Genomic DNA, 19630 nt, shown 5'->3' on the forward strand with positions numbered 1-19630 from the left:
AATGCAATATCAAACGCAAATTTTTTCGTTTGTTTTTTCGTTTGTTTTAAAACGCAATAATATTTTAATTATATGACTAAAAAAAATATCTTCTATTAGCATTGATTATCTCTAGTTTAGTACCGATTTTGATACAATTAAGCTTATCCTTTGAACTCTAAAATTTTTTCTCTTACCAATCAAACTTTTTATACTCGGCATAGAAATAAAAATATGGTAATCAGAAAATAAATCTGATTACCATTTTTTCATAATTAATGCTCCTTTTACTCTCCATTTTTGCTAACACTTTCTAAGTATAAGTTAGATATATCAATATTTTCAATAAACAGAATAATTAATATACATAAGAAAAAGGAACTATTATAATAAGGTGATCCCAAAAAGTTGGACCTAAAAATCAACTTTTTATCTTATCTTTTGCTTTAATATTTTAAAGAGCTTATTGATATTAAATACCAACAAAAACTTCTACAATCTTTCTGATTTTTTCTAATACAGTTTGTTTTTTAGCTTGTCTTCCTCCACCTATACGAGAAACTGGTGGTAGTAGATCGTCTAATTCTTTTCCTACATTTTCTATTTGACCTTTTTGTATTGCATTTTCTATAAATCTATGAGCTCCATCTTTTAAATTCTCTACTTCTGTTAATGAATTTATTTCTTTTTCTTCTCTCCTCTAGCAAATTTATAGAATGAATCAGTTATTTCATCGTTATTTTTGAGGTCATTTAAGTTAGTTGTATCTATATATTTTATTACTAAATCTTCCTTATATCTATTTTCTAAACTTGATTTAAGAGCTCTACGAACATCGACTTTAATTGTTTCTTTGTCTTCATTATCTTTACTCTTTTCTAAGATTAGTTGTAATATATAGTCTAGATTTATTTCGTCAGTTTTTAATAAATCTATCTCAAATTCAATATCTGAAAAGTCTATCTGTATACCGTCACCGTTATCTTTCTGATTAATCGACTGTTCTCTTATATCTACATATACACTCTTCATATCTTGCATTTGTCTGTCAGAAATTATAGGTTCAAATTCTTGATATTGATCATAATTTCTTAATATATTATCGTATCTTAAAACTTGACCAAACATTTTTGCAAATTCTTTTTTATCAGCTTCTAAATAAATTTCAGTTGGTTCTGGAAACTTTTCAATAATCTCTTCACAAATTTCAATAAACCCCTTATGATACTTATCTGTTTCTTCATCTGTATATCCATCGATATAATCCTCGTAAGCTTTCTCTAGGATTATATTAACATTATTCTCATCACCAAAAGTTCTAATTGCATCTTTTGTAGCTTCTTCTAAATCTCTAAAGCATACTATATTACCAAAAGTTTTAACCTTATTGAGTATACGATTAGTTCTTGAAAATGCTTGTATAAGACCGTGATATCTTAGATTTTTATCTACAAATAAAGTATTTAATGTAGGAGCATCAAATCCAGTTAAAAACATACCTACGACTATTAATAAATCTACTTCTCTATCTCTAACTCGTCTAGATAAATCTTTATAGTAGTTTTGAAATTCATTTCCTTCTATTGAATAGTTAGTTTTGAAATATTTATTATAATCTTTAATAGCTCTTTCTAAAAACTCTTTGGATGTTAAATTTAATGCTGATGGCTCAAAGTTTTCATCCTGAATTTCACCAATAATATTCTTTTCTTCGTTTGCTGCATAACTATATATTGTTGCAATCTTTAGTCTATTTTCTTCAGGTAAAGAACTTTGTTGTCTTTGAAACTCTTCATAATATAATTTTGCTGATTCTATATTTTGAACTGCAAACATTGCATTAAAACCATTTAATCTTCTATCTTTCAAGTCATAGTATTCATTACGACGAGTCTTGGCATTAAATACTTTAAGTATATGTTTGGTTATTTCACTAATTCTTTCTGGATGAATTAGGAGTTTTTTGTCTAATCTCGCCAATTCTTCTTCATCATTTTCTTGCTCAGCATTTTTATATTTAGGAACAATATTATTGTAGTCAACTTTAAATTTTAAAACTTTACCATCTCTAATTGCATCAGTAATTACATAACTATGTAATTCTTGTCCGAATATGCCTGCTGTAGTATCGCCTTTAATAGAATTTTCTGCAAATATTGGAGTACCTGTAAATCCAAATTGATAATATTTCTTAAATGATTTTCTTATATTATTCTGTGCCTCTCCAAATTGAGATTTGTGACATTCATCATAGATGAGCACACAATGTTTATCATATATTGGATGTTTTGGATTTCTTTTTACAAATTCATTTAGCTTTTGAATAGTAGTTACTACTATTCTACCATCTTCTTTTTCTATAGCTTTTTTTAGTTCTTTAGTATCTTTGCTACCATTTACACTATCTTCTTGAAACTTCTTATATTCATTCATAGTTTGATAGTCTAGGTCTTTCCTATCAACTACAAAAAATACCTTATCAATAAATTGCAATTCTGTTGCAATTCTTGCAGCCTTAAATGATGTAAGTGTTTTTCCTGTACCTGTAGTATGCCAAATATATCCACCAGCATGAGGAGTCCCTGCTCTTTTTGATTGGTAACTTGATTTAATTTTCCAAAGGATTCTCTCTGTGGCTGCAATTTGATATGGTCTTAAGATAAGCAGTGTATCATTTGTATCAAATACACAGTACTTGGTTAAGACTTCTAAAAGAGTACGCTTTTCAAAAAATGTCTTTGTAAAATCTTCTAAATCCACTATAGTTTTATTACGAGCATCAGCCCATTCAGAAGTAAATTCATAGTGGTTTTTATTAGCTGCAGTCGTATTAGCGAAGTATCTAGTATAAGTGCCATTTGAAATTACAAATATTTGAACATACTTATATAAGGAATTATCACTATTAAAACTCTCTCTGCTATATCTGTGAATTTGATTAAAAGCTTCTTGTAACTTTACTCCCCTTCTTTTTAGTTCAATGTGGACTAAAGGAAGTCCATTAACAAGGATAGTAACATCATAACGATTCTTTCTTTCTCCCACAACTTGACTTGTAACTTGAAGAGAGTTATTATGTAAATCTTTCTTATCTATAATTTTAATATTCTTTAAATGGCCATCGTCAAAAGTAAAATCATAAATATGATTTTCTTGAATTTTTCTCGTCTTTTCAATCATTCCATCATTTGGTGCATCAAGATATTCTAACTTAAATCTTTCCCACTCTTTATCTGTGAATGACACCTTGTTTAATGCTTCAATATTTTCTCTAAGATTTTCATACATTTGTTCATTTGACTTAAAAAATATTGTCTTATAGCCTTGAGACACTAAATTCTCAATCAATTGTCTCTCAAGTTCTGCTTCTGATTGATATGCTGTCTCTCTGACTAATGGATCTTTTTCAAATCTTGATAATATGATACCATCAGTCATTTCAGCGATTGTACTATAAGTAGAGGTTCGTTCTGGCATAAGCTCTCCTTTTATTAATTAAAATCTAAAAGTTTATCACGGTAATATTCATACTGCTTTTGTCTGAGTTCTATTTCTTTTGGTAATCCTTGAGAAATATCATTTATTAAAGCATCGAACCTATCAAGAATGGCAACAACATATTCTTGAACCGATATAGATGGTAGAAAAAAATCATATTCCATAATTTTATTTTTATCGCCCCTTGGCATTTTTGCTCCTTTAGAAAATTTGATATCATATTCGAAGAATGATTCATTAGCCAATATGTGATATAAAAATCTTGGAACAATGTTATTTTTAAAATCCTCTTTTATAGAAATTACCAATACATCACCGTTTGTTCCTCCATTAATATCTGCCATCCAAATCTTTCTTAAATATGGTCTTATATTCCCTATAAGAGTATCCCCTTTTTTAAAAGCAACTAAATTCCCTGTTTTAGGAACATAATTAGAATCCACTTTGCCTAATTTGTCTTTTAATAGATTTTCAACTCCCACATATTTCTCTGCGTTCAACGATTCTGCTGACACTCTTTGACTAGAATATTGTGCAACCTTATATAATGATTTTCTATCTACATTACCAAATAATTTAACTCCAACAATATTTGCTGATTCTTTTAATATTGCAAAGTAAGCATCAGATATTATCTGTCTGTCTGTCTGTCTGTCTGTCTGTCTGTCTGTCTGTCTGTCTGTCTGTCTGTCTGTCTGTCTGTCTGTCTAGTGATTGTGTCGCTATCTATATCAAATGTCAAGAGTTTTTCACGATAATATTCATATTGTTTTTGTCTTTGTTCTATTTCTTCTGGTAGAAGACCTTGTGTTTGAGATACTAGATTTTGGAATTTATCTAGTATTTGTACAATTTTGTTTTGTATGTTTATTGATGGTAATAAAATTTTATAATTATCAGTAACTCCTGTTGATATTTGTGGTAATTTACCTGATATAGTTCTATCTCTAAAATATTGTAAATTGCTTTTTAATGTGTAATATAAAAATTTAATATTTAGGTTTTCATTGTTTGTTGAATATGACCATAATTCGTTTTTATGCGTAAATGGTTTATCATAATATTCAAAATCTATATTACCTCTTGACTTTACAATTACACTAGGGTTATAAATAACATTTTCTTTTCCAATGTCTTTAACTTCTAATCTTGCAGTAGTTTGTCCACCAGCAAAAACTTTTACTGAAGAATTTTCATTATCAAGCTCTTTCATAGATTTAGCTGTAATGTTTATTCCTTTTTGTCTAATGCATAAATCTTGTATTTTATAATTTTTTAACTCTAAATTGTTTTGAAAGAAAATCTTCTCAGACATTATCGTCAAATTTTCTTCACTCAATAACTCGTCCCTGTAGTACTCGTATTGTTTACCTCTTGCCTGTAATTCTGCCTGTAATTCTGTAATATAATTTGTAAATTTGTCAAGTGTTTTTACGATTTTTTCTTGAGTTTTTAGTGGTGGGATTGGGATTTCTATATCTAAAACACTATACATATCAGGGTGTTTTATTCCTGAACCTCTATATAATCCACTAATTAGATTTAACCTACTTAATAAGCTATAATATAAAAACCTATTATCTAATTTATTAGTATCATATGATGTTGCAATTCTATTATCTCCAGTAATAAATTTACCTTTGTAATATTGTACTATTGCATTTCCTCCCCAAGGAATACATACAATTTCTCCTTCACTTATATTATCTCTAACATCATCTTCATTAGCATAAAGATTGGTCTTATTTGTCGTTAATATTTTAACTCGACCATTATCTGAAGCTAATTTCTTTAATTCTCCTGATAGATAATAATGATACTTAATAGTTTTTTCTTGTTTGTACTTTTCAACTCCTATAAATTTTTTATCCCAAATTGTCACTTCCCACAACTTCTTCCACTCAACTTTTTCACCATCTAATAGCTCATCCATTTCACTCATCGTCTTCCTCCATAAATGAACCTTTCATAGTTCCCTTATCAAAATCAGAAACTATTTTTTGTATTTTATTAAATTTATCATATTCTAATTTTGCTTTTTCATCAGCTCTTTTTTTGCTAATTTTTCCTTTATCTTTTAAGATTTTATATCTCCTAAAATTTAGGAATGCATTAATACTTTCAGCAAAATCTTCCATTGTAAAGGTGTTTTCATCTTCTATTAAATCTTCCACATAATCAAAAAATCCACTTACCGATCTTTCTAATCTTCTTATTTCTTTTTCATTCAAGTAATTTTTTGCTACTGTTACATCTGATTTTAAGATTCTACCATCTGGGGAATTTTTCCAAGTTGTTAAACCCATATTTGTTTTTTTATGGTCAGCTGAACTTTCTACTATTTCGGCTGCTGTCTTTCCAGTTATTGCATAATGAAATTTATTTTGGACCATAGCATAAAAATCTTTTGTAATTTGAGAGTTTTTGTTATAGTCGATGCTACATTCTGCAAATATATCCGTTATTTGTTGCCAAATCCTTCTTTCGCTAGCTCTTATTGAGCGTACTCTTTCAAGAAGTTCCTTAAAATAATCTTTTCCAAATACATCTTGACCTTGTTTCAATCTTTCATCATCTAAAACAAAGCCCTTTTTTATATACTCTTTTAGAACAGATGTCGCCCACATTCTAAATTTTGTAGCCTTATAAGAATTAACTCTATAACCTACAGAAATTATAGCATCTAAATTATAATATTTAGTATTTGAAATTTGAGTTTTCCCTTTAATTGCACCATGTTCAGTGGTGTGTGCAAAATTTGCACATACCACTTTCTCGTCTAATTCACCTTCTAAAAATATATTTTTTAAATGCCTAGTTATTCCAGATTTATCTATACCAAAAAGCTCAGCCATTCCTTTTTGATTAATCCATATATTCTCATTTTTAACTAAAATATCTACGCTTACTTCTTCGTCTGGTAATCTATAAATTAAGAAGTTTATATTTTGATTATTCATCTTCTAGCTCTTTCACAATTTCATTTATAGATGTTCTTAGTTCTTCTATCTTTTTAACTGTTTCTTCTATTTCTTGATTTAATACCTTGATGTCAATTTTTTCTCTTGTATCTTCTTTTTCTACATACGTTGATACTGATAGATTATAGTCATTTTCTGCAATTTCGTCTTTATCTACATATCTTGAGAAATATTCCAATCCTTCTCTATTTCTAAACTCTTCAACGATTTTATTTATATTCTTTTCTTCAAGTATATTATTATTTGTTTCTTTCTTAAATTCTTGACTTGCATCTATAAACAATATTTTGTTTTCTGTCTTATTTTTTGCTAGTACTAATATACATGTTGCGATAGATGTACCAAAGAAAAGATTTTCTGGTAATTGGATTACACAGTCTATAAAGTTATTATTTACAAGATATTCTCTTATAGCTTTTTCTGCACCCTTTCTATAAAATATTCCTGGGAAGCATACTATTGCTGCCCTTCCCTTACTTGATAAATAATGCAATGAGTGCATTATAAAGGCGTAGTCAGCATAAGACTTAGGAGCTAATCTTCCAGCTGGTGCAAATCTTTCATCATTGATTAAGGTTGGATTTCCATCACCAATCCATTTTATGGAATAAGGTGGATTAGACACTATTGCATCAAATGATTTTTCATCAAGAAGGCCCGGATTTAATAGTGTATCTCCCCTAATAATGGAAAATTTATCATAGTTTACATTGTGTAAAAACATATTCATACGAGCAAGGTTAAAGTTTGTCATATTTATTTCTTGACCAAAAAATCCTTCTTCGATTATATGTTCATCAAAATGTTTTTTCATTTGGAGCAATAGACTTCCGCTACCGCAAGTAGGGTCATACACCTTATTTATAGTCTTTTGACCATCCATAACTATTCTAGCAAGTAGTTTTGAAACTGTTTGTGGAGTGAAAAATTCCCCGCCTGATTTCCCTGCATTACTTGCATAATTTGATATTAAATATTCATATGCATCACCAAAAGCATCTATCTCATTATCTTCAAATTTTGAGAAATTAATGCTTTCTATTCCTTTTAAGATATCTGCTAATCTTTTATTTTTCTCTTTAACAGTTCCACCAAGTCTATTACTTGTTGTATCAATATCATCAAATAATCCTTTTATATCATTTTCAGAGCGATGACCTATCGCACTTCCTTCAATTTCCTTGAATATATTTGCTAAATCTGTATTTAAATTTTCGTTATCATAAGCAGTTTTAACTACATTTTGAAATAGTTGACTTGGCAGTATAAAGAAACCTTTGTCTTCTACAGTATTTTCTCTAAAGTATTCTTCTGCTAGTTCGTCTGTTATATCAGCATAATTAAAGTCTTCATTACCAACTTCATGCTCTGCATTATTAAAGAAGTCTGTAATATTTTCAGAGATGAATCTATAAAATAGTATACCTAGTATATACTGTTTGAAATCCCAGCCATCCACAGCACCTCTTACATCATCTGCAATCGCCCATATCCTTCTGTGAAGTTCCGCTTTTTGAGCTCTTTCATTATTTTTATTTGGTGAATTTGACATTTTAATACCTCTTCTTTAAATTTTTTAACAATACTTTATATAAAAAGCTTTTTTATTTCTTATTTTATTTTTAATTTTTAATACTTTACTTCAAAGTATTGTTTTCAACCTTTTTGACTATTTCATCAAAACATACTTCTTGTATTTTTTTATTTCCATCAGATCTATTATTAATATACTTTTCTAATATTTCATCCTTTAATTATTCAAGTTTATCATAGTTCACCGCTTTAGAAACTTCTGCCATCCAAAATATTAATTCTCCACATTGTATATTTTTATTGAATTTTGCATCTATATCTGAACGATTAGACCAGGATTCTATTAGGTGCCAATATTGTGTAGGATTTGTCACACCGCTTTCTTTTGCGTAATCTATATACCCTCCTGATTTCTGTTTATATCCTCCTTTTATTAATTCATCCGTTAACGGACAATTAACTTCTTCAATCTCTTTTTTTTAAGGATTCTATAACTTGTTTATTATTCACATTTTCCTTCTTTAATCTTCTGCTCCAAATCCAAGAGTTCTTTTTTCATATCCATACCACCTGCATAACCAACAAGTTTCCCATTTGATCCAATTACTCTATGACAAGGCACAACAATCATAAATGAATTTTTATTATTTGCCATTCCTACTGCACGACTGGCATTTTTATTGCCTATTGCAATAGCAATCTCTTTATATGTACGTGTTTCACCATAAGGAATGCGTGTAAGCTCTTTCCAAACTTTTTTCTGAAAATCCGTTCCTTCTAGTTCATATGAAAAATCAAATCTAGTTCTTTCGCCATTTAGATATTCCTTTATTTCTCTATAAACACGATCGGTAAATTCCGTTTTTACCCCACAATCTGTTTTATTCTCAGCTCTTCTTAGCAATAGTAAAGTATTTCCTTTATAGCCAATTTTTAAAAAACCAAAAGGAAACTCATATATAGCAAAATCCATTTTTCCCCCTTTTAAAATTATAATTAAATATACTTAATAAGTAAATATCTTTTTAATCTTCTCGATTTTAATTAATGTCTATTTCTGCATATTTTCCACCCAAAAATGATGATTCAATAACTTTTGTACCTTTATAATCCACACCTAAGATTTCAAGATGTTGATGACCACAGAGAATTAAGTCAATATCAATTGCATCAATAATATGACTTGCAATATTTTCTCCAGAGTTTTCTACTATTTCTTTTGTAATTGTAGCTGTTACATTTGGCTTTTCTGCTATTACTAAGTTCATTAATACCTCCATAAATAAAAAAGAGCGAAAGATTTCCCTCTCACTCAAAGTATTTCTCCCGAATATCGTATTATTTTCGGGGGTATTTAATTTCCTATTTACTTTATTTGTTTACTTTCCAATATCCATCTTTAGCACTGCCTATATACTCGATTGTTTTTTCATCTGTGAGAACTTTTAAATCTCTTTCAATAGTTCTTTCAGAAACTTTAAACTCTTTTGACAAATCATTGGCAGTTATTTTAGAATTTGTTTCAATAATTTTTACTATTTGTTTACGTCTATCATCTGGTCTTAGTTTTTGACCGACATTTTGACCGACACTTTGACCGTCACTTTGACCGTCATTTTGGGTAACATTTTGGTGTTGGCTTATCACGACTTTTGAATAATCCACTTAATACACCCATACACATCCCTCCTAATTTTCTGTATCAAAAAAGCACCTGCTGTAATTAGTAGATGCTTTCACTTGCTTTGTAAGTATTAGCTATATTAAAACTTCTGTTCCATTTCTTAATATATCAATATATTCTTTGTAACTGTATACTTTATTCCTTCCCTGTTTTTTTACTAAATGAAGAATTCCAAGTTTTCCAAACCTGCTTACAGCTGAAGAAACAGTATTGTATGCTATAGATAAATCTTCTGCAGTTTTTCCGATTTCTATAATAGGATGTGCTTCCAAGTAATGAAATACCTTCATCATTGTCTCCAATGTTCTTTTTGTATATTTCTCATCCTCTATTTTTTTTATATTTGTATTCCTTAATAAAATTAACTCATTTGCAGTTTCTATAGCTGATTCTCCACTTGCGTAGATTCCTTCCAGAAAAAATTTTATCCATTGTTCATAATCTCCTGTTTCTCGAATTGCCGACATTCTATCGTAATATTCAATACGGTGCTCCTTTAAATAAAATGATAAGTATAAAGATGGCGTTTTTATAACTTTTTTCTCCAGTAAGTATAACACAATCAGTAATCTTCCAATGCGTCCATTTCCATCTAAAAATGGATGTATAGATTCAAACTGATAATGAATAAGTGCGATTCTGATTAAATCATCTAACTCATCCTCTGCATTCATATATTTTTCTAAATCAGACAAAGACTCTTTCATGGATAAAACATCTGGTGGTATATACCTTGCCGTTTTTATAGTAGAACCTGCTCCACCTATCCAGTTTTGACTTTGTCTAAACTCTCCGGGATTATTTTCTTTTCCCCTTACTCCAGATAGTAATTCTTTATGAGTTTCCAAAAGCAACTTATTGCATAAAGGTAATGTTTCCAATTTTTTTATTGCATATTTGGTAGCTTTGATATAGTTAACAACATCGTCCACATCTGCATTGATATTTTCATCAATATTAGGATTAAAAATATCTTCTAATGTTGCCTGCGTACCTTCAATTTGTGATGAAAGAAGAGCCTCTTTTTGGACATACATAGAAATAAACAAATCAATATTTGGAATGTTTGTTGCTCTATCATCAAGTATGGCTAGTACTTTATGAGCGTTTATTAATTTCTCTGTAATATCACTATCAACTTCTATTGGTGGATTTGGAGGTAATTTTGAAGGATAAAAAGAAAAATATGCCATGTCCCCTGACAATTGTTTTTTTAAAGTTCCTGCTCTTTCCTTTTTCATCTATCATCTCTCCTTTTTGAAATACTACTAAGATTATACTATTCTTATTTCAGAAAATCAAGTTTTTCTGAAATAAGAACAACTTTTCCTCATCCATATTTCAAAAACAATTACCTACATATATAAACTCTCTCTTTCACCTAATCACAGCATACTTTTAGGCGATTGTTAAGGGCTTAGGCAATTATTTATACTCAGTACTTTCTTCTGTGCATTATAAAACTAAAAATAACGCATAAAAACAAAGATTTTCATGCTCTAAACTTTTATTTTTATTAAGTTTAAGGCATCAATTCCCTAAACCTTCATTTAGTCATCTTTTATTATTGGGAAACATTTTATAGTTTGTTTCATCATATTTGTTCCCCGTTTATTTCAGAAAAGTTCGATTTTCTGAAATAAGAATATCTCTTTCTTATCCATATTTCAAAAACATATACTTACATAAACAAAATCCCTCTGCTGTCATACACGCTCTCTGTATTTGTATTTCCACACCTGATCGCTCTATCCAGTGCCATGATTGTTGCAATCGCACCATCAATCTTTTCTGTGGATTTTTCTTTATCAGCCTTTATATTTCCTGCAGGATCTGTCCTGATAAATATGTTATCCATATTCCATCTAAGTACAGGATGACCTCCATGAGCTATTTTTTGTTCTAGTGTTAATTTCATAAGTTCTTGCCAAGGGAGTAATTTAAATGGCTTACCTGCCCATGTACCTTTTGTATGGGATAGACATTAGATAAAGTTTACCGCATAATCTGCATGTTCTTTATTATAAACGAAGTCCTTCTCTTTGAATTTAGTAGCTTTTTTTGAGTTTACTCTATAGCCAACGGCGATAATGGCATCAAGGTTGTAGAAATTGGTTAAGGTGGTTTGAGTTTTTCCCTTAATTGCACCATGTTGAGTGGTATTTTCAATTTTTGCAATAACCACTTTTTCCTAAAGCTCTTCTTCCTCAAAAATATTTGTTCTTATACAAAAATAAACCCTAAGACTTCACTCTCCAGGGTTATGTAAATAATGTATAAAAAACGGTACTCCTAGCATTTTTACACCTTTAAAACTTTCATAAAAGTGATTTGAACTTTTATTTATGGATTCTATTAATCTAATTTCATCAATATTACGTTTAACACAATCTCTGGTCATTTCATTAAATAATTTTTTTGCTATTCCTTTATTTCTATTCTCTGGTAATACATATAACCAATCAACATAGCATATTCTATATCCATCTTGAAAACAAGAATAAAAATGATATTCTATTCTTCCAACAACTTTATCTTCATAAATAGCCAATATTGAAGTACTTCTTTGTGTTAATTCATCATCTAATCTTTCATAAAGTTCTTCTTTATTTATATCTGATGAACACATAAGTTCTGCTTCCAATTCGGTAGCTGATAATAAATAATCAAAATACTTATTAAAATTATGTTTGTTTAGCTTTTCAAAAGTATATTCTATAATTCACCTCATCGATATCAATTAAATTTATATATTTATTTTTAATACCTTTCATCGGTCATGATATGACGAACTCCGATATGATTAGATTGAAGGTATTCTTTCATAAATGAAGGATAGGCATTATATTTTTCAAGCTCATCAATCGGTATCCAGTGCATAGATTCTTTTACTCCACCCTTAGTAAGGCTCTGGCTATTAAGATTCTTATTGCCCTTTGGTTTCATCATGTAATAAAGGGCAATCTCATGGCAATCGACACCTTTTAATTCAGAACTCCCAACAAAAAAATTCTCGTGTATCACGGCAAGATAGTCTACCTCGTACTCAACTCCAGTTTCCTCAAATACCTCCCTTTTTACAGCTTCTTCCGATGTTTTTCCTAAATGAACTCCTCCACCTATAGAGTAGTAATAGTCATCAACTTCATTTCCTGCAAACAAGACACACTTTTCTTCAACTATAATTGCTGCAGCTCTAAATCTAAACCTCTTATTTTCTTTTCTAAAACCACAATCGTGCTCCATCTTTATCTCCCTTAAATTAATTTTCTTAATAGAACATTATCAAACTATTAATCTTAATATCTTTTTTTAAAGAAATACTTTCATCTCTTTTAATCTTTCTTTCAAGCTTTCATTCTCTGCTTACCTAAGCATGATTTCATTTTATTTAGACAAAATTTATAGACTAGAATTAACAAATGGTAAATAAGTATGTCAAATAATGATTATTAGTTATTAATCTCACCATCATTTATTAACCCTAGATCATTAAAATAGTTATATAGTTCATCATTATAGTTTTTTACCATTTTACTAGCCCTATTTCCCCAAAATTCATATATTCTTTCTATTTTATCAGAGACAAGCTTTCTTGTCTTTTTCTTTTTCGAACCATATCTGTAAGATACCATGAATCTATATTTTCATCTGCTACTTCAGAAGCTGTAATTATTCCATTATTTTTTTTTATAATATTATTTATTTTAGTCTTGTTCATAAAAAAACACTTCCTTTTGTGCTTTATTATGTAACATATAAAGCACAAAAGGAATCATCTTATAAAGCTGATATATCTTTATGTTATTTTTAGTCTATAATTTCTTCTTAACCGGTCCACGCCATATAGAAATAATTATTGAAAGAATAACAAATATAACCAAGCCTATTTTTCCTAAATAATCTCCAAAATAATTTGATAATAAGACAAACACTATTAAATATGGTATAGATAAAGCTAAATAGACCTTATCTCTCCTAAAAGTTTCTTGCCAATCATATTTATCAAGCTTTGATAAATACCCTCTTCTTCCTCCCCATAATTTGGGGAATTTATTTTTCCCAGCAAATAAGTAATAACTTAAAACAATAGCAAAAGTAATAATTGTTATATAATATATTTTATTTATTGGAAAATTCACTAATTACCTCCTTCTTTAACAGCTCAAATTTTTTCTTTATAATAAAATCTCCACAAATTCTAAGCTATTCTTGTCATCAATACTATAGCCTCCACATGCGTTGTCTTTTGATTAGGGACATAATTTTTTATCCTCGTCATTCTTGTAGGAGCACAATTTATTATTGTTATTGTCTTTGGCATTTTTTCTTTTATCTTTAAAGTTATTAGAATCTTGACTATCTTTAACTCCTGTTTTGAAATAGAATGTTAAGTCATATGGATGGACTGTTCCATCTTTGTCAATTCTTCCCACCACGACTTTATCAACTATGATTTCAAATACGGTTCTGTTAAATTCCTCTATAATTTCTTTGTTTTCTAAGACTTTTTTAAATTGCTTTAGTCTTTCTTTAATAGAGTTTTCATCTTTTATCGTTAGCTCTAGTGTTTTCTTTTCATCGAGTAATTCTTCTTTTTGCTTTGTAAGTTTTTTATACTTTTTAGCATAAACTTCTTCGTCTATACTATCTTCTAAATGAGAATCAACTAACTTTCTTTCTTGACTAATGATTCTGTTTAATTGGTTTTCTAACTTTTTCAAATCTTTAACTAAAGTATTATCATTTATTTCTTCTTCTACAATTTTTAAAAAGTCATCTATTACTGTTGAACCTGCATGGCATAATTGCCTATAGCTTTCAACAAATGCTTTTTCTATTGCTGCTTCTTGTATTCCCTTTGAATGGGGACAATATTTTTTACCTTTTTTAGTTGACCTTACACATTACCAGTTAATTTTTTTGTAAATAGAACTGGTGTGCCAGGTTCTTCTTGAAAGTATTTCCCCACAAAATCCACATTCCAGCATACTTGAAAAAGCATATTGCCTTGATAGTTTCTCTCTTTTTCTATCCTTATTAGCAATGGTGTTTCTATTTTGTGCTCTCCTGAGTCTAATCTCTTGTGCCTTTTCAAAATCTTCTTTTGATATAATTGGCTCGTGATGATTTTCAATGTGGTATTTATCAGATTCACCAAAGTTTGCTAGTCTTCTTTTTGTTATGGAATCAACTGTAAAAGTTTTTCCCATAAGTATATCGCCAATATACTTTTCATTTTTAATTATTCCCAACACTGTAGTATCAGACCATTTTGTTTTACCTCTCGGGGTGAGATATCCTTGCTCTTCTAGTTCCCTGCCAATGACTGAGCCGCCATTGCCCTCTAAATATCTTTTAAAGATATATCTAACAATTTTAGCTTCTTCTTCATTTATAGAGATACTTTTTGTTGTAGGGTCATAATCGTATCCAAGACAACCTTGAAAACCAATAAGTTCCCCTTTTTCCATTTTCATTTTCAGTCCTTTTTTTACATGGGCTGAGGTATTTTCTACTTCTTGTTGAGCTACTGAACTTAATATTGTTAGTAATAGCTCTCCATCCATTGTCAAAGTATCTATATTTTCTTCTTCAAATACTACACCAACATTGTTTTCCTTTAGAAGCCTTACATATTTTAAAGTATCTAATGTGTTTCTGGCAAATCTTGATATAGATTTAGTAATTATCATGTCTATATCTCCATTTTGGCAATCACTAATTAGTCTCATGAAATCAGCTCTCTTACTAGCAGTTGTTCCTGTTGTCGCTTCATCTGCATATATACCAGCCAAAGTCCAGTTCTTATTATTTTTTATTAGATTCGTATAATAATCAACTTGAGATTTATATGATTCAAGTTGGTCTTTACTATCTGTACTTACTCGACAATATGCTGCAACTCGTTTTAAATCTAAATGTAGTGCATTTCTATTTCTAACTCCTGTATTTGAAGCTTTTATTAATTTTACTTTAGTATTCATTTTACCTCCTTCCCATTTTGTATCTTTCTACAGTGTTATTATATCACAAGATTAACTACTTTTTATCCATCTTCTTATAATCATTTTCTAACCTATTCATGATTTTTGTATATTCCTTATAATTAATTAATTTAAGATCATAAAATCTACATAACATAGCAACTTTCATACTATAAATCTTTATTACTTGCATTTTAACCTCCTATGTAAGTTATTTTTTTACCTTGATAAGTGAATTAAATTTGAAATATATTAATCTCACCTAAGCAAAGTCAATAATATTTACACTTCAAAGTGTTTGGATTTTATAGAAAGATGAGAAAATACCACCTCACTTTATAAAGTGAAATTTGCCCTCTTTGGTAACCAATTTGTTTATTTTTCTATAGTATTTTTGAGTTTCAATGATTAATTTGAACATAAAAAATGAGGACTTATGCTATTAGGCATAAATCCTCTAATCTGAATTTTCCTGTTCAAAGACTTTAATATTTCTTTCCATCAATTATTTAATTTCCATGATTCTGCCTTAGCTTTTGCATTTATGAGGTCAGAATAAAGTCCATTATTTTTAATCAGTTCTTCATGATTTCCACATTCTACTATTTCTCCATCTTTTAAGACTAAAATCTGGTCAGCATTTCTTATTGTCTTTAGTCTATGGGCAATCATTATTACTGTCTTATTTTTTGTTAATGATTCTATTGCTTCTTTAAGCTTATCTTCATTTTCTGGGTCTATATTTGCAGTTGCTTCATCAAAGATAATTATATCTGCATCTTTTAGCATAGCTCTGGCTATGGAGATTCTTTGTTTTTCTCCGCCTGATAGACTTGCTCCACCTTCTCCGATGATAGTGTCATATCCTTCTGGTAAAGCTTCTATAAATTCATGACATCTTGCTTTTTTTGCAGCTTCTACAACTTCTTCATGGCTCGCATTTTGTTTTCCAAATTTTATATTGTTTTCAATTGTATCTTCAAAGAGATAGACGTCTTGAAATACCATGGAAATTGAATTCATAAGATTTTCTATCTTATAGTCCTTAATATTTTTTCCACCTATTAAAATTTCACCAGAATTTACATCCCAAAATCTCGCTATGAGATTACAAAATGTAGTCTTACCAAATCCAGATGGGCCGACAATGGCAGTCATGGTATTTTCTTTTATCTCTGCTGATACATTTTTTAAAATTGGTCTATCATCATAAGAGAAAGAAACATTTTTAAATGCTATATTGTGATTTTTTATAGTCTCTGAAACTTCTCCTTCTTGCATATCTTCCATATCATTTACATAGGAATAGGAATCTATTGCATTCTCAACCATTCTTAGCATTGACATAGCAAATCCAGATTCTATAAGCCCGTCAAATATTACAAAAATTGCTATAAGTATCATAATAGTATTGACTACTTGACCGTTTTCAACAAAATATAATTTTATTGATATAAACAACATCAAACAAATTGTTATAGCTATTATGATTTTAGCTAATAAACTATATGGCATTATAGTTTTTTCTAAATCAAAAGAATATTTACTAGCACCATCAAAGCTTTTGTCAAGTTTTTTATTATTACTTCCTCTCAGATTGTATGATTTTATAATTTGCATTCCTTGCAATGTTGATAAGACTTCTTTAGTAAGCAATACCTGAATCTCATGAATCTTATCTGCATTTTTACTGGACCTTTTTTGCATACGAGCAACAATCAATAAAAATACAATAGACCCAACTATTGCTACAATACCTACCTTATAAGAAAACAAAAATAAGGATAAGATAAAAACAATAGCATTAAGCATGCCACCGAAAACCATAATATACAAAGTTGGAACCCAAGTTTCTACATTATCTAAGTTAGTAGTCGCAATAGTTGTTAAATTTCCTAAACTTAGACTTGAGAAGAATCCCATTGGAACTTTTTTTATTTTTTCACCTAATTCAATTCTCTTGTGTCCAGCCATAAAATATCCAGCATGTGTTTGTTTGAGCATAGAGAAATTTTTTGAAATAATTACTCCAGCTATACTAATTAATAAAAGTAAACTTGATATTCCAATTGTTTTGTAACTTATATCCTTATTTACTATCCCGAAAATCGCATAATAAATTGCTGCAAATTGTAAAGCATTAAAAATAGAACCAAAAAAATTAGCAAAGATTGATTTTTTTATATACACTTGTTCTTCATTAGAAAAATTCCATATTTTTTTAAAAACACTAAGCATCTTTTTCTCCTTTCAATGCAGTTACCCATAGATCATGATAATTTTTTGATTTATTCGAAAGTTCTTCATGATTTCCTTTACATGAAAGTTCTCCATTTTTAATTAAAAATATATTATCTACATCTGTTATTGTCTTTAAACGATGGGCAATTATAATTAGAGTTTTTCCTTTGACAAGTTCTGATATTGCATCTTGAATCAAAGCCTCATTTTCAGGATTGATATAAGAGGTAGCCTCATCTAAAATAACTATTGGAGCATTCTTTATCATAGCTCTTGCAATTGATATTCTTTGCCTTTCTCCTCCAGATAAATATTTACCAGCCTCTCCTACTCTTGTATTATATCCATCTGATAACTTCATTATGAAATCATGGCAGGCTGATTTCTTACATACTTCAATTATTTCCTCATCACTAGAATTTTTATTTCCTATCCTGATGTTATCTTTAATTGACATATCAAAAAGAAAATTATCTTGTGATACATAGGAAATAATAGTAGATAGCTTTTCAAGGGATATATCTTTAATATTTACATTTCCTATACTTATAGAACCACTATCTACGTCCCAAAAGCCTGAAATTAGTTTTGCAATAGTCGACTTTCCCGAACCCGATTCGCCTACTAAAGCATTCACACTTCCTTCTTCTATATTTATATTTATATTATTTAGGACTTGCTTATCTTCTTCATAAGAAAAATCTACGTTTTTCATCTCTATATTATAATTTTTTATATCCAAATTTTCATTTTTATGAGATAATTCTCTCGCAGAAAGTATATTTTTAATCTCTTCGAAAATAGTTGACATTCTTCCAATATCATCTTCAAAAGTCATTACTCTCATAATATTTTGGATAGTCCCAAAAGAAAGGATTATCAATGTTAAAAATACACCACCATCTAGTGAACCATTCATACAGAAATATAAACCAAATGGTATAATTGTCAAAATACCAACTGGAGCAATAGACATGCTTATCGCATAGTCTCTTGTATTTTCTCCCATCCAATTGTAATAATAATTCGCCTTTTTATACACATTGTCCCTGTATTTTCTATAAGATTTTTCGCCTTGATTAAATGTTTTAATAACTTCTATTCCATTTATATATTCAACTACAGAATTATTCATATCTTGGCTAATTTTAACTGCTTGTGGAAACTTTACCTTCATTCTTTTCATGGGACCCGTCATAAAAAATCCACCAATAACTAATGGAATTAAAGATATTAAACTTAGTCTATAATCTAAAATTAACATGTAAACAAATAATATTATAGGTCCGACTAAATTAGCTGTCATCTCAGGTATCATATGAGCTAATGTTGTTTCAGTATTATCAACTTGATTTACAATTATGTCTTTTAACTTACCAGTAGATTCATTCAATATATCTCCTAATGGCATATTAAATAATTTTTCCATAAGGCTTTTTCTTATATCTCGTATTATTTTATAGGCTGTTTTATGAGAGATCATTGTTGACAAAAACATAAACACTTCTTTGATTATAAGACATAAAAGTATAAAGAAAATTTTATTTATATAATAATAAAAATCTTGGCTACCATCAATCAATGATATAATCACCTTACTTAGAATAATATATACAAAAAGATTTGAAATTACTCCAAGTATTGCAAATAACACAGAAATAAAATATGGTATTTTATTTCTCTTAATGTATTTTTTTAATAAATCCATAAATTTAACTCCTTTCATC

General features: G+C 29.0%; 18 protein-coding genes and 2 pseudogenes. All 20 read right to left on the reverse strand.

The genetic code is table 11. The annotated features are described in order from the left end of the window. Nucleotides 1–451: 451 nt before the first annotated feature. Nucleotides 452–3456 (reverse strand): annotated as a pseudogene (locus AC4KN9_RS06950) (type I restriction endonuclease subunit R). A gap of 14 nt (nt 3457–3470) precedes the next feature. Further along, the gene (locus AC4KN9_RS06955) at nt 3471–3977 is read right to left on the reverse strand and encodes a restriction endonuclease subunit S (RefSeq protein WP_491017852.1); all 507 of its coding nucleotides are present in this window, start codon (nt 3975–3977) and stop codon (nt 3471–3473) included. 131 nt (nt 3978–4108) lie between these two features. Then, nucleotides 4109–5419, reverse strand: a complete 1311-nt coding sequence (locus AC4KN9_RS06960; protein ID WP_491017853.1) for a restriction endonuclease subunit S — start codon at nt 5417–5419, stop codon at nt 4109–4111. After that, nucleotides 5412–6437: a virulence RhuM family protein gene (locus AC4KN9_RS06965; protein WP_491017854.1), complete on the reverse strand. Its 1026-nt coding sequence runs from the start codon at nt 6435–6437 to the stop codon at nt 5412–5414. Before AC4KN9_RS06965 ends, AC4KN9_RS06960 begins: the two co-directional genes overlap by 8 nt. Further along, nucleotides 6430–8010, reverse strand: coding sequence for a type I restriction-modification system subunit M (locus AC4KN9_RS06970; protein ID WP_491017855.1), 1581 nt, complete (start codon nt 8008–8010; stop codon nt 6430–6432). Before AC4KN9_RS06970 ends, AC4KN9_RS06965 begins: the two co-directional genes overlap by 8 nt. A gap of 202 nt (nt 8011–8212) precedes the next feature. After that, nucleotides 8213–8365, reverse strand: a complete 153-nt coding sequence (locus AC4KN9_RS06975; protein WP_491017856.1) for a hypothetical protein — start codon at nt 8363–8365, stop codon at nt 8213–8215. A 128-nt stretch (nt 8366–8493) separates the two neighbouring features. Then, entirely contained in the window at nt 8494–8964 is a 471-nt protein-coding gene (locus AC4KN9_RS06980; protein ID WP_491017857.1) for a methylated-DNA--[protein]-cysteine S-methyltransferase, read from the reverse strand. Between the two features lie 67 nt (nt 8965–9031). After that, nucleotides 9032–9259, reverse strand: coding sequence for a hypothetical protein (locus tag AC4KN9_RS06985; RefSeq protein ID WP_491017858.1), 228 nt, complete (start codon nt 9257–9259; stop codon nt 9032–9034). Nucleotides 9260–9362: 103 nt separating this feature from the next. Continuing rightward, nucleotides 9363–9638: an HTH domain-containing protein gene (locus tag AC4KN9_RS06990; protein WP_491017859.1), complete on the reverse strand. Its 276-nt coding sequence runs from the start codon at nt 9636–9638 to the stop codon at nt 9363–9365. 111 nt (nt 9639–9749) lie between these two features. Continuing rightward, nucleotides 9750–10916 carry a Fic family protein gene (locus AC4KN9_RS06995; RefSeq protein WP_491017860.1) on the reverse strand — a complete coding sequence of 389 codons (1167 nt, stop codon included), beginning with the start codon at nt 10914–10916 and terminating at the stop codon, nt 9750–9752. 440 nt (nt 10917–11356) lie between these two features. Beyond that, a complete protein-coding gene (locus tag AC4KN9_RS07000; protein WP_491017861.1) occupies nt 11357–11593 on the reverse strand; it encodes a terminase TerL endonuclease subunit in 237 nt (78 codons plus the stop codon). Nucleotides 11594–11659: 66 nt separating this feature from the next. Next, entirely contained in the window at nt 11660–11860 is a 201-nt protein-coding gene (gene rhuM, locus AC4KN9_RS07005; RefSeq protein WP_491017862.1) for a RhuM family protein, read from the reverse strand. A 63-nt stretch (nt 11861–11923) separates the two neighbouring features. Then, complete coding sequence (locus tag AC4KN9_RS07010; protein WP_491017863.1) at nt 11924–12304, reverse strand: GNAT family N-acetyltransferase; 381 nt, start codon at nt 12302–12304, stop codon at nt 11924–11926. 131 nt (nt 12305–12435) lie between these two features. Then, nucleotides 12436–12921 (reverse strand): NUDIX hydrolase, encoded by a 486-nt coding sequence (locus AC4KN9_RS07015; RefSeq protein ID WP_491017864.1) that lies wholly within the window; start codon nt 12919–12921, stop codon nt 12436–12438. 325 nt (nt 12922–13246) lie between these two features. Beyond that, nucleotides 13247–13396, reverse strand: a complete 150-nt coding sequence (locus AC4KN9_RS07020; RefSeq protein ID WP_491017865.1) for a hypothetical protein — start codon at nt 13394–13396, stop codon at nt 13247–13249. A gap of 94 nt (nt 13397–13490) precedes the next feature. After that, nucleotides 13491–13817, reverse strand: a complete 327-nt coding sequence (locus AC4KN9_RS07025; RefSeq protein WP_491017866.1) for a hypothetical protein — start codon at nt 13815–13817, stop codon at nt 13491–13493. A gap of 111 nt (nt 13818–13928) precedes the next feature. After that, a pseudogene (locus AC4KN9_RS07030) lies at nt 13929–15662 on the reverse strand (recombinase family protein). A gap of 55 nt (nt 15663–15717) precedes the next feature. Beyond that, on the reverse strand, nt 15718–15855 hold the full coding sequence (locus AC4KN9_RS07035; RefSeq protein WP_491017867.1) for a hypothetical protein: 138 nt from the start codon (nt 15853–15855) through the stop codon (nt 15718–15720). A gap of 308 nt (nt 15856–16163) precedes the next feature. Beyond that, nucleotides 16164–17900 carry an ABC transporter ATP-binding protein gene (locus tag AC4KN9_RS07040; RefSeq protein WP_491017868.1) on the reverse strand — a complete coding sequence of 579 codons (1737 nt, stop codon included), beginning with the start codon at nt 17898–17900 and terminating at the stop codon, nt 16164–16166. Beyond that, complete coding sequence (locus tag AC4KN9_RS07045; RefSeq protein ID WP_491017869.1) at nt 17893–19611, reverse strand: ABC transporter ATP-binding protein; 1719 nt, start codon at nt 19609–19611, stop codon at nt 17893–17895. The genes AC4KN9_RS07040 and AC4KN9_RS07045 overlap by 8 nt, the downstream gene beginning before the upstream one ends. Nucleotides 19612–19630: the final 19 nt, after the last annotated feature.

It is taken from the genome of Helcococcus sp. SA-HE-C1 (assembly GCF_985670335.1).

Excerpts from the sequence above, each read along its gene's own strand:
- AC4KN9_RS07045 (WP_491017869.1), bottom strand. The coding sequence starts at position 19,611 with ATGGATTTATTAAAAAAATACATTAAGAGAAATAAAATACCATATTTT.
- AC4KN9_RS07035 (WP_491017867.1), bottom strand. The coding sequence starts at position 15,855 with ATGCAAGTAATAAAGATTTATAGTATGAAAGTTGCTATGTTATGTAGA.
- AC4KN9_RS07000 (WP_491017861.1), bottom strand. The coding sequence starts at position 11,593 with ATGAAATTAACACTAGAACAAAAAATAGCTCATGGAGGTCATCCTGTA.
- AC4KN9_RS07020 (WP_491017865.1), bottom strand. The coding sequence starts at position 13,396 with ATGAACAAGACTAAAATAAATAATATTATAAAAAAAAATAATGGAATA.
- AC4KN9_RS07010 (WP_491017863.1), bottom strand. The coding sequence starts at position 12,304 with ATGTGTTCATCAGATATAAATAAAGAAGAACTTTATGAAAGATTAGAT.
- AC4KN9_RS07015 (WP_491017864.1), bottom strand. The coding sequence starts at position 12,921 with ATGGAGCACGATTGTGGTTTTAGAAAAGAAAATAAGAGGTTTAGATTT.
- AC4KN9_RS06985 (WP_491017858.1), bottom strand. The coding sequence starts at position 9,259 with ATGAACTTAGTAATAGCAGAAAAGCCAAATGTAACAGCTACAATTACA.
- AC4KN9_RS06960 (WP_491017853.1), bottom strand. The coding sequence starts at position 5,419 with ATGAGTGAAATGGATGAGCTATTAGATGGTGAAAAAGTTGAGTGGAAG.
- AC4KN9_RS06980 (WP_491017857.1), bottom strand. The coding sequence starts at position 8,964 with ATGGATTTTGCTATATATGAGTTTCCTTTTGGTTTTTTAAAAATTGGC.
- AC4KN9_RS06970 (WP_491017855.1), bottom strand. The coding sequence starts at position 8,010 with ATGTCAAATTCACCAAATAAAAATAATGAAAGAGCTCAAAAAGCGGAA.
- AC4KN9_RS06965 (WP_491017854.1), bottom strand. The coding sequence starts at position 6,437 with ATGAATAATCAAAATATAAACTTCTTAATTTATAGATTACCAGACGAA.
- AC4KN9_RS06995 (WP_491017860.1), bottom strand. The coding sequence starts at position 10,916 with ATGAAAAAGGAAAGAGCAGGAACTTTAAAAAAACAATTGTCAGGGGAC.
- AC4KN9_RS07040 (WP_491017868.1), bottom strand. The coding sequence starts at position 17,900 with ATGCTTAGTGTTTTTAAAAAAATATGGAATTTTTCTAATGAAGAACAA.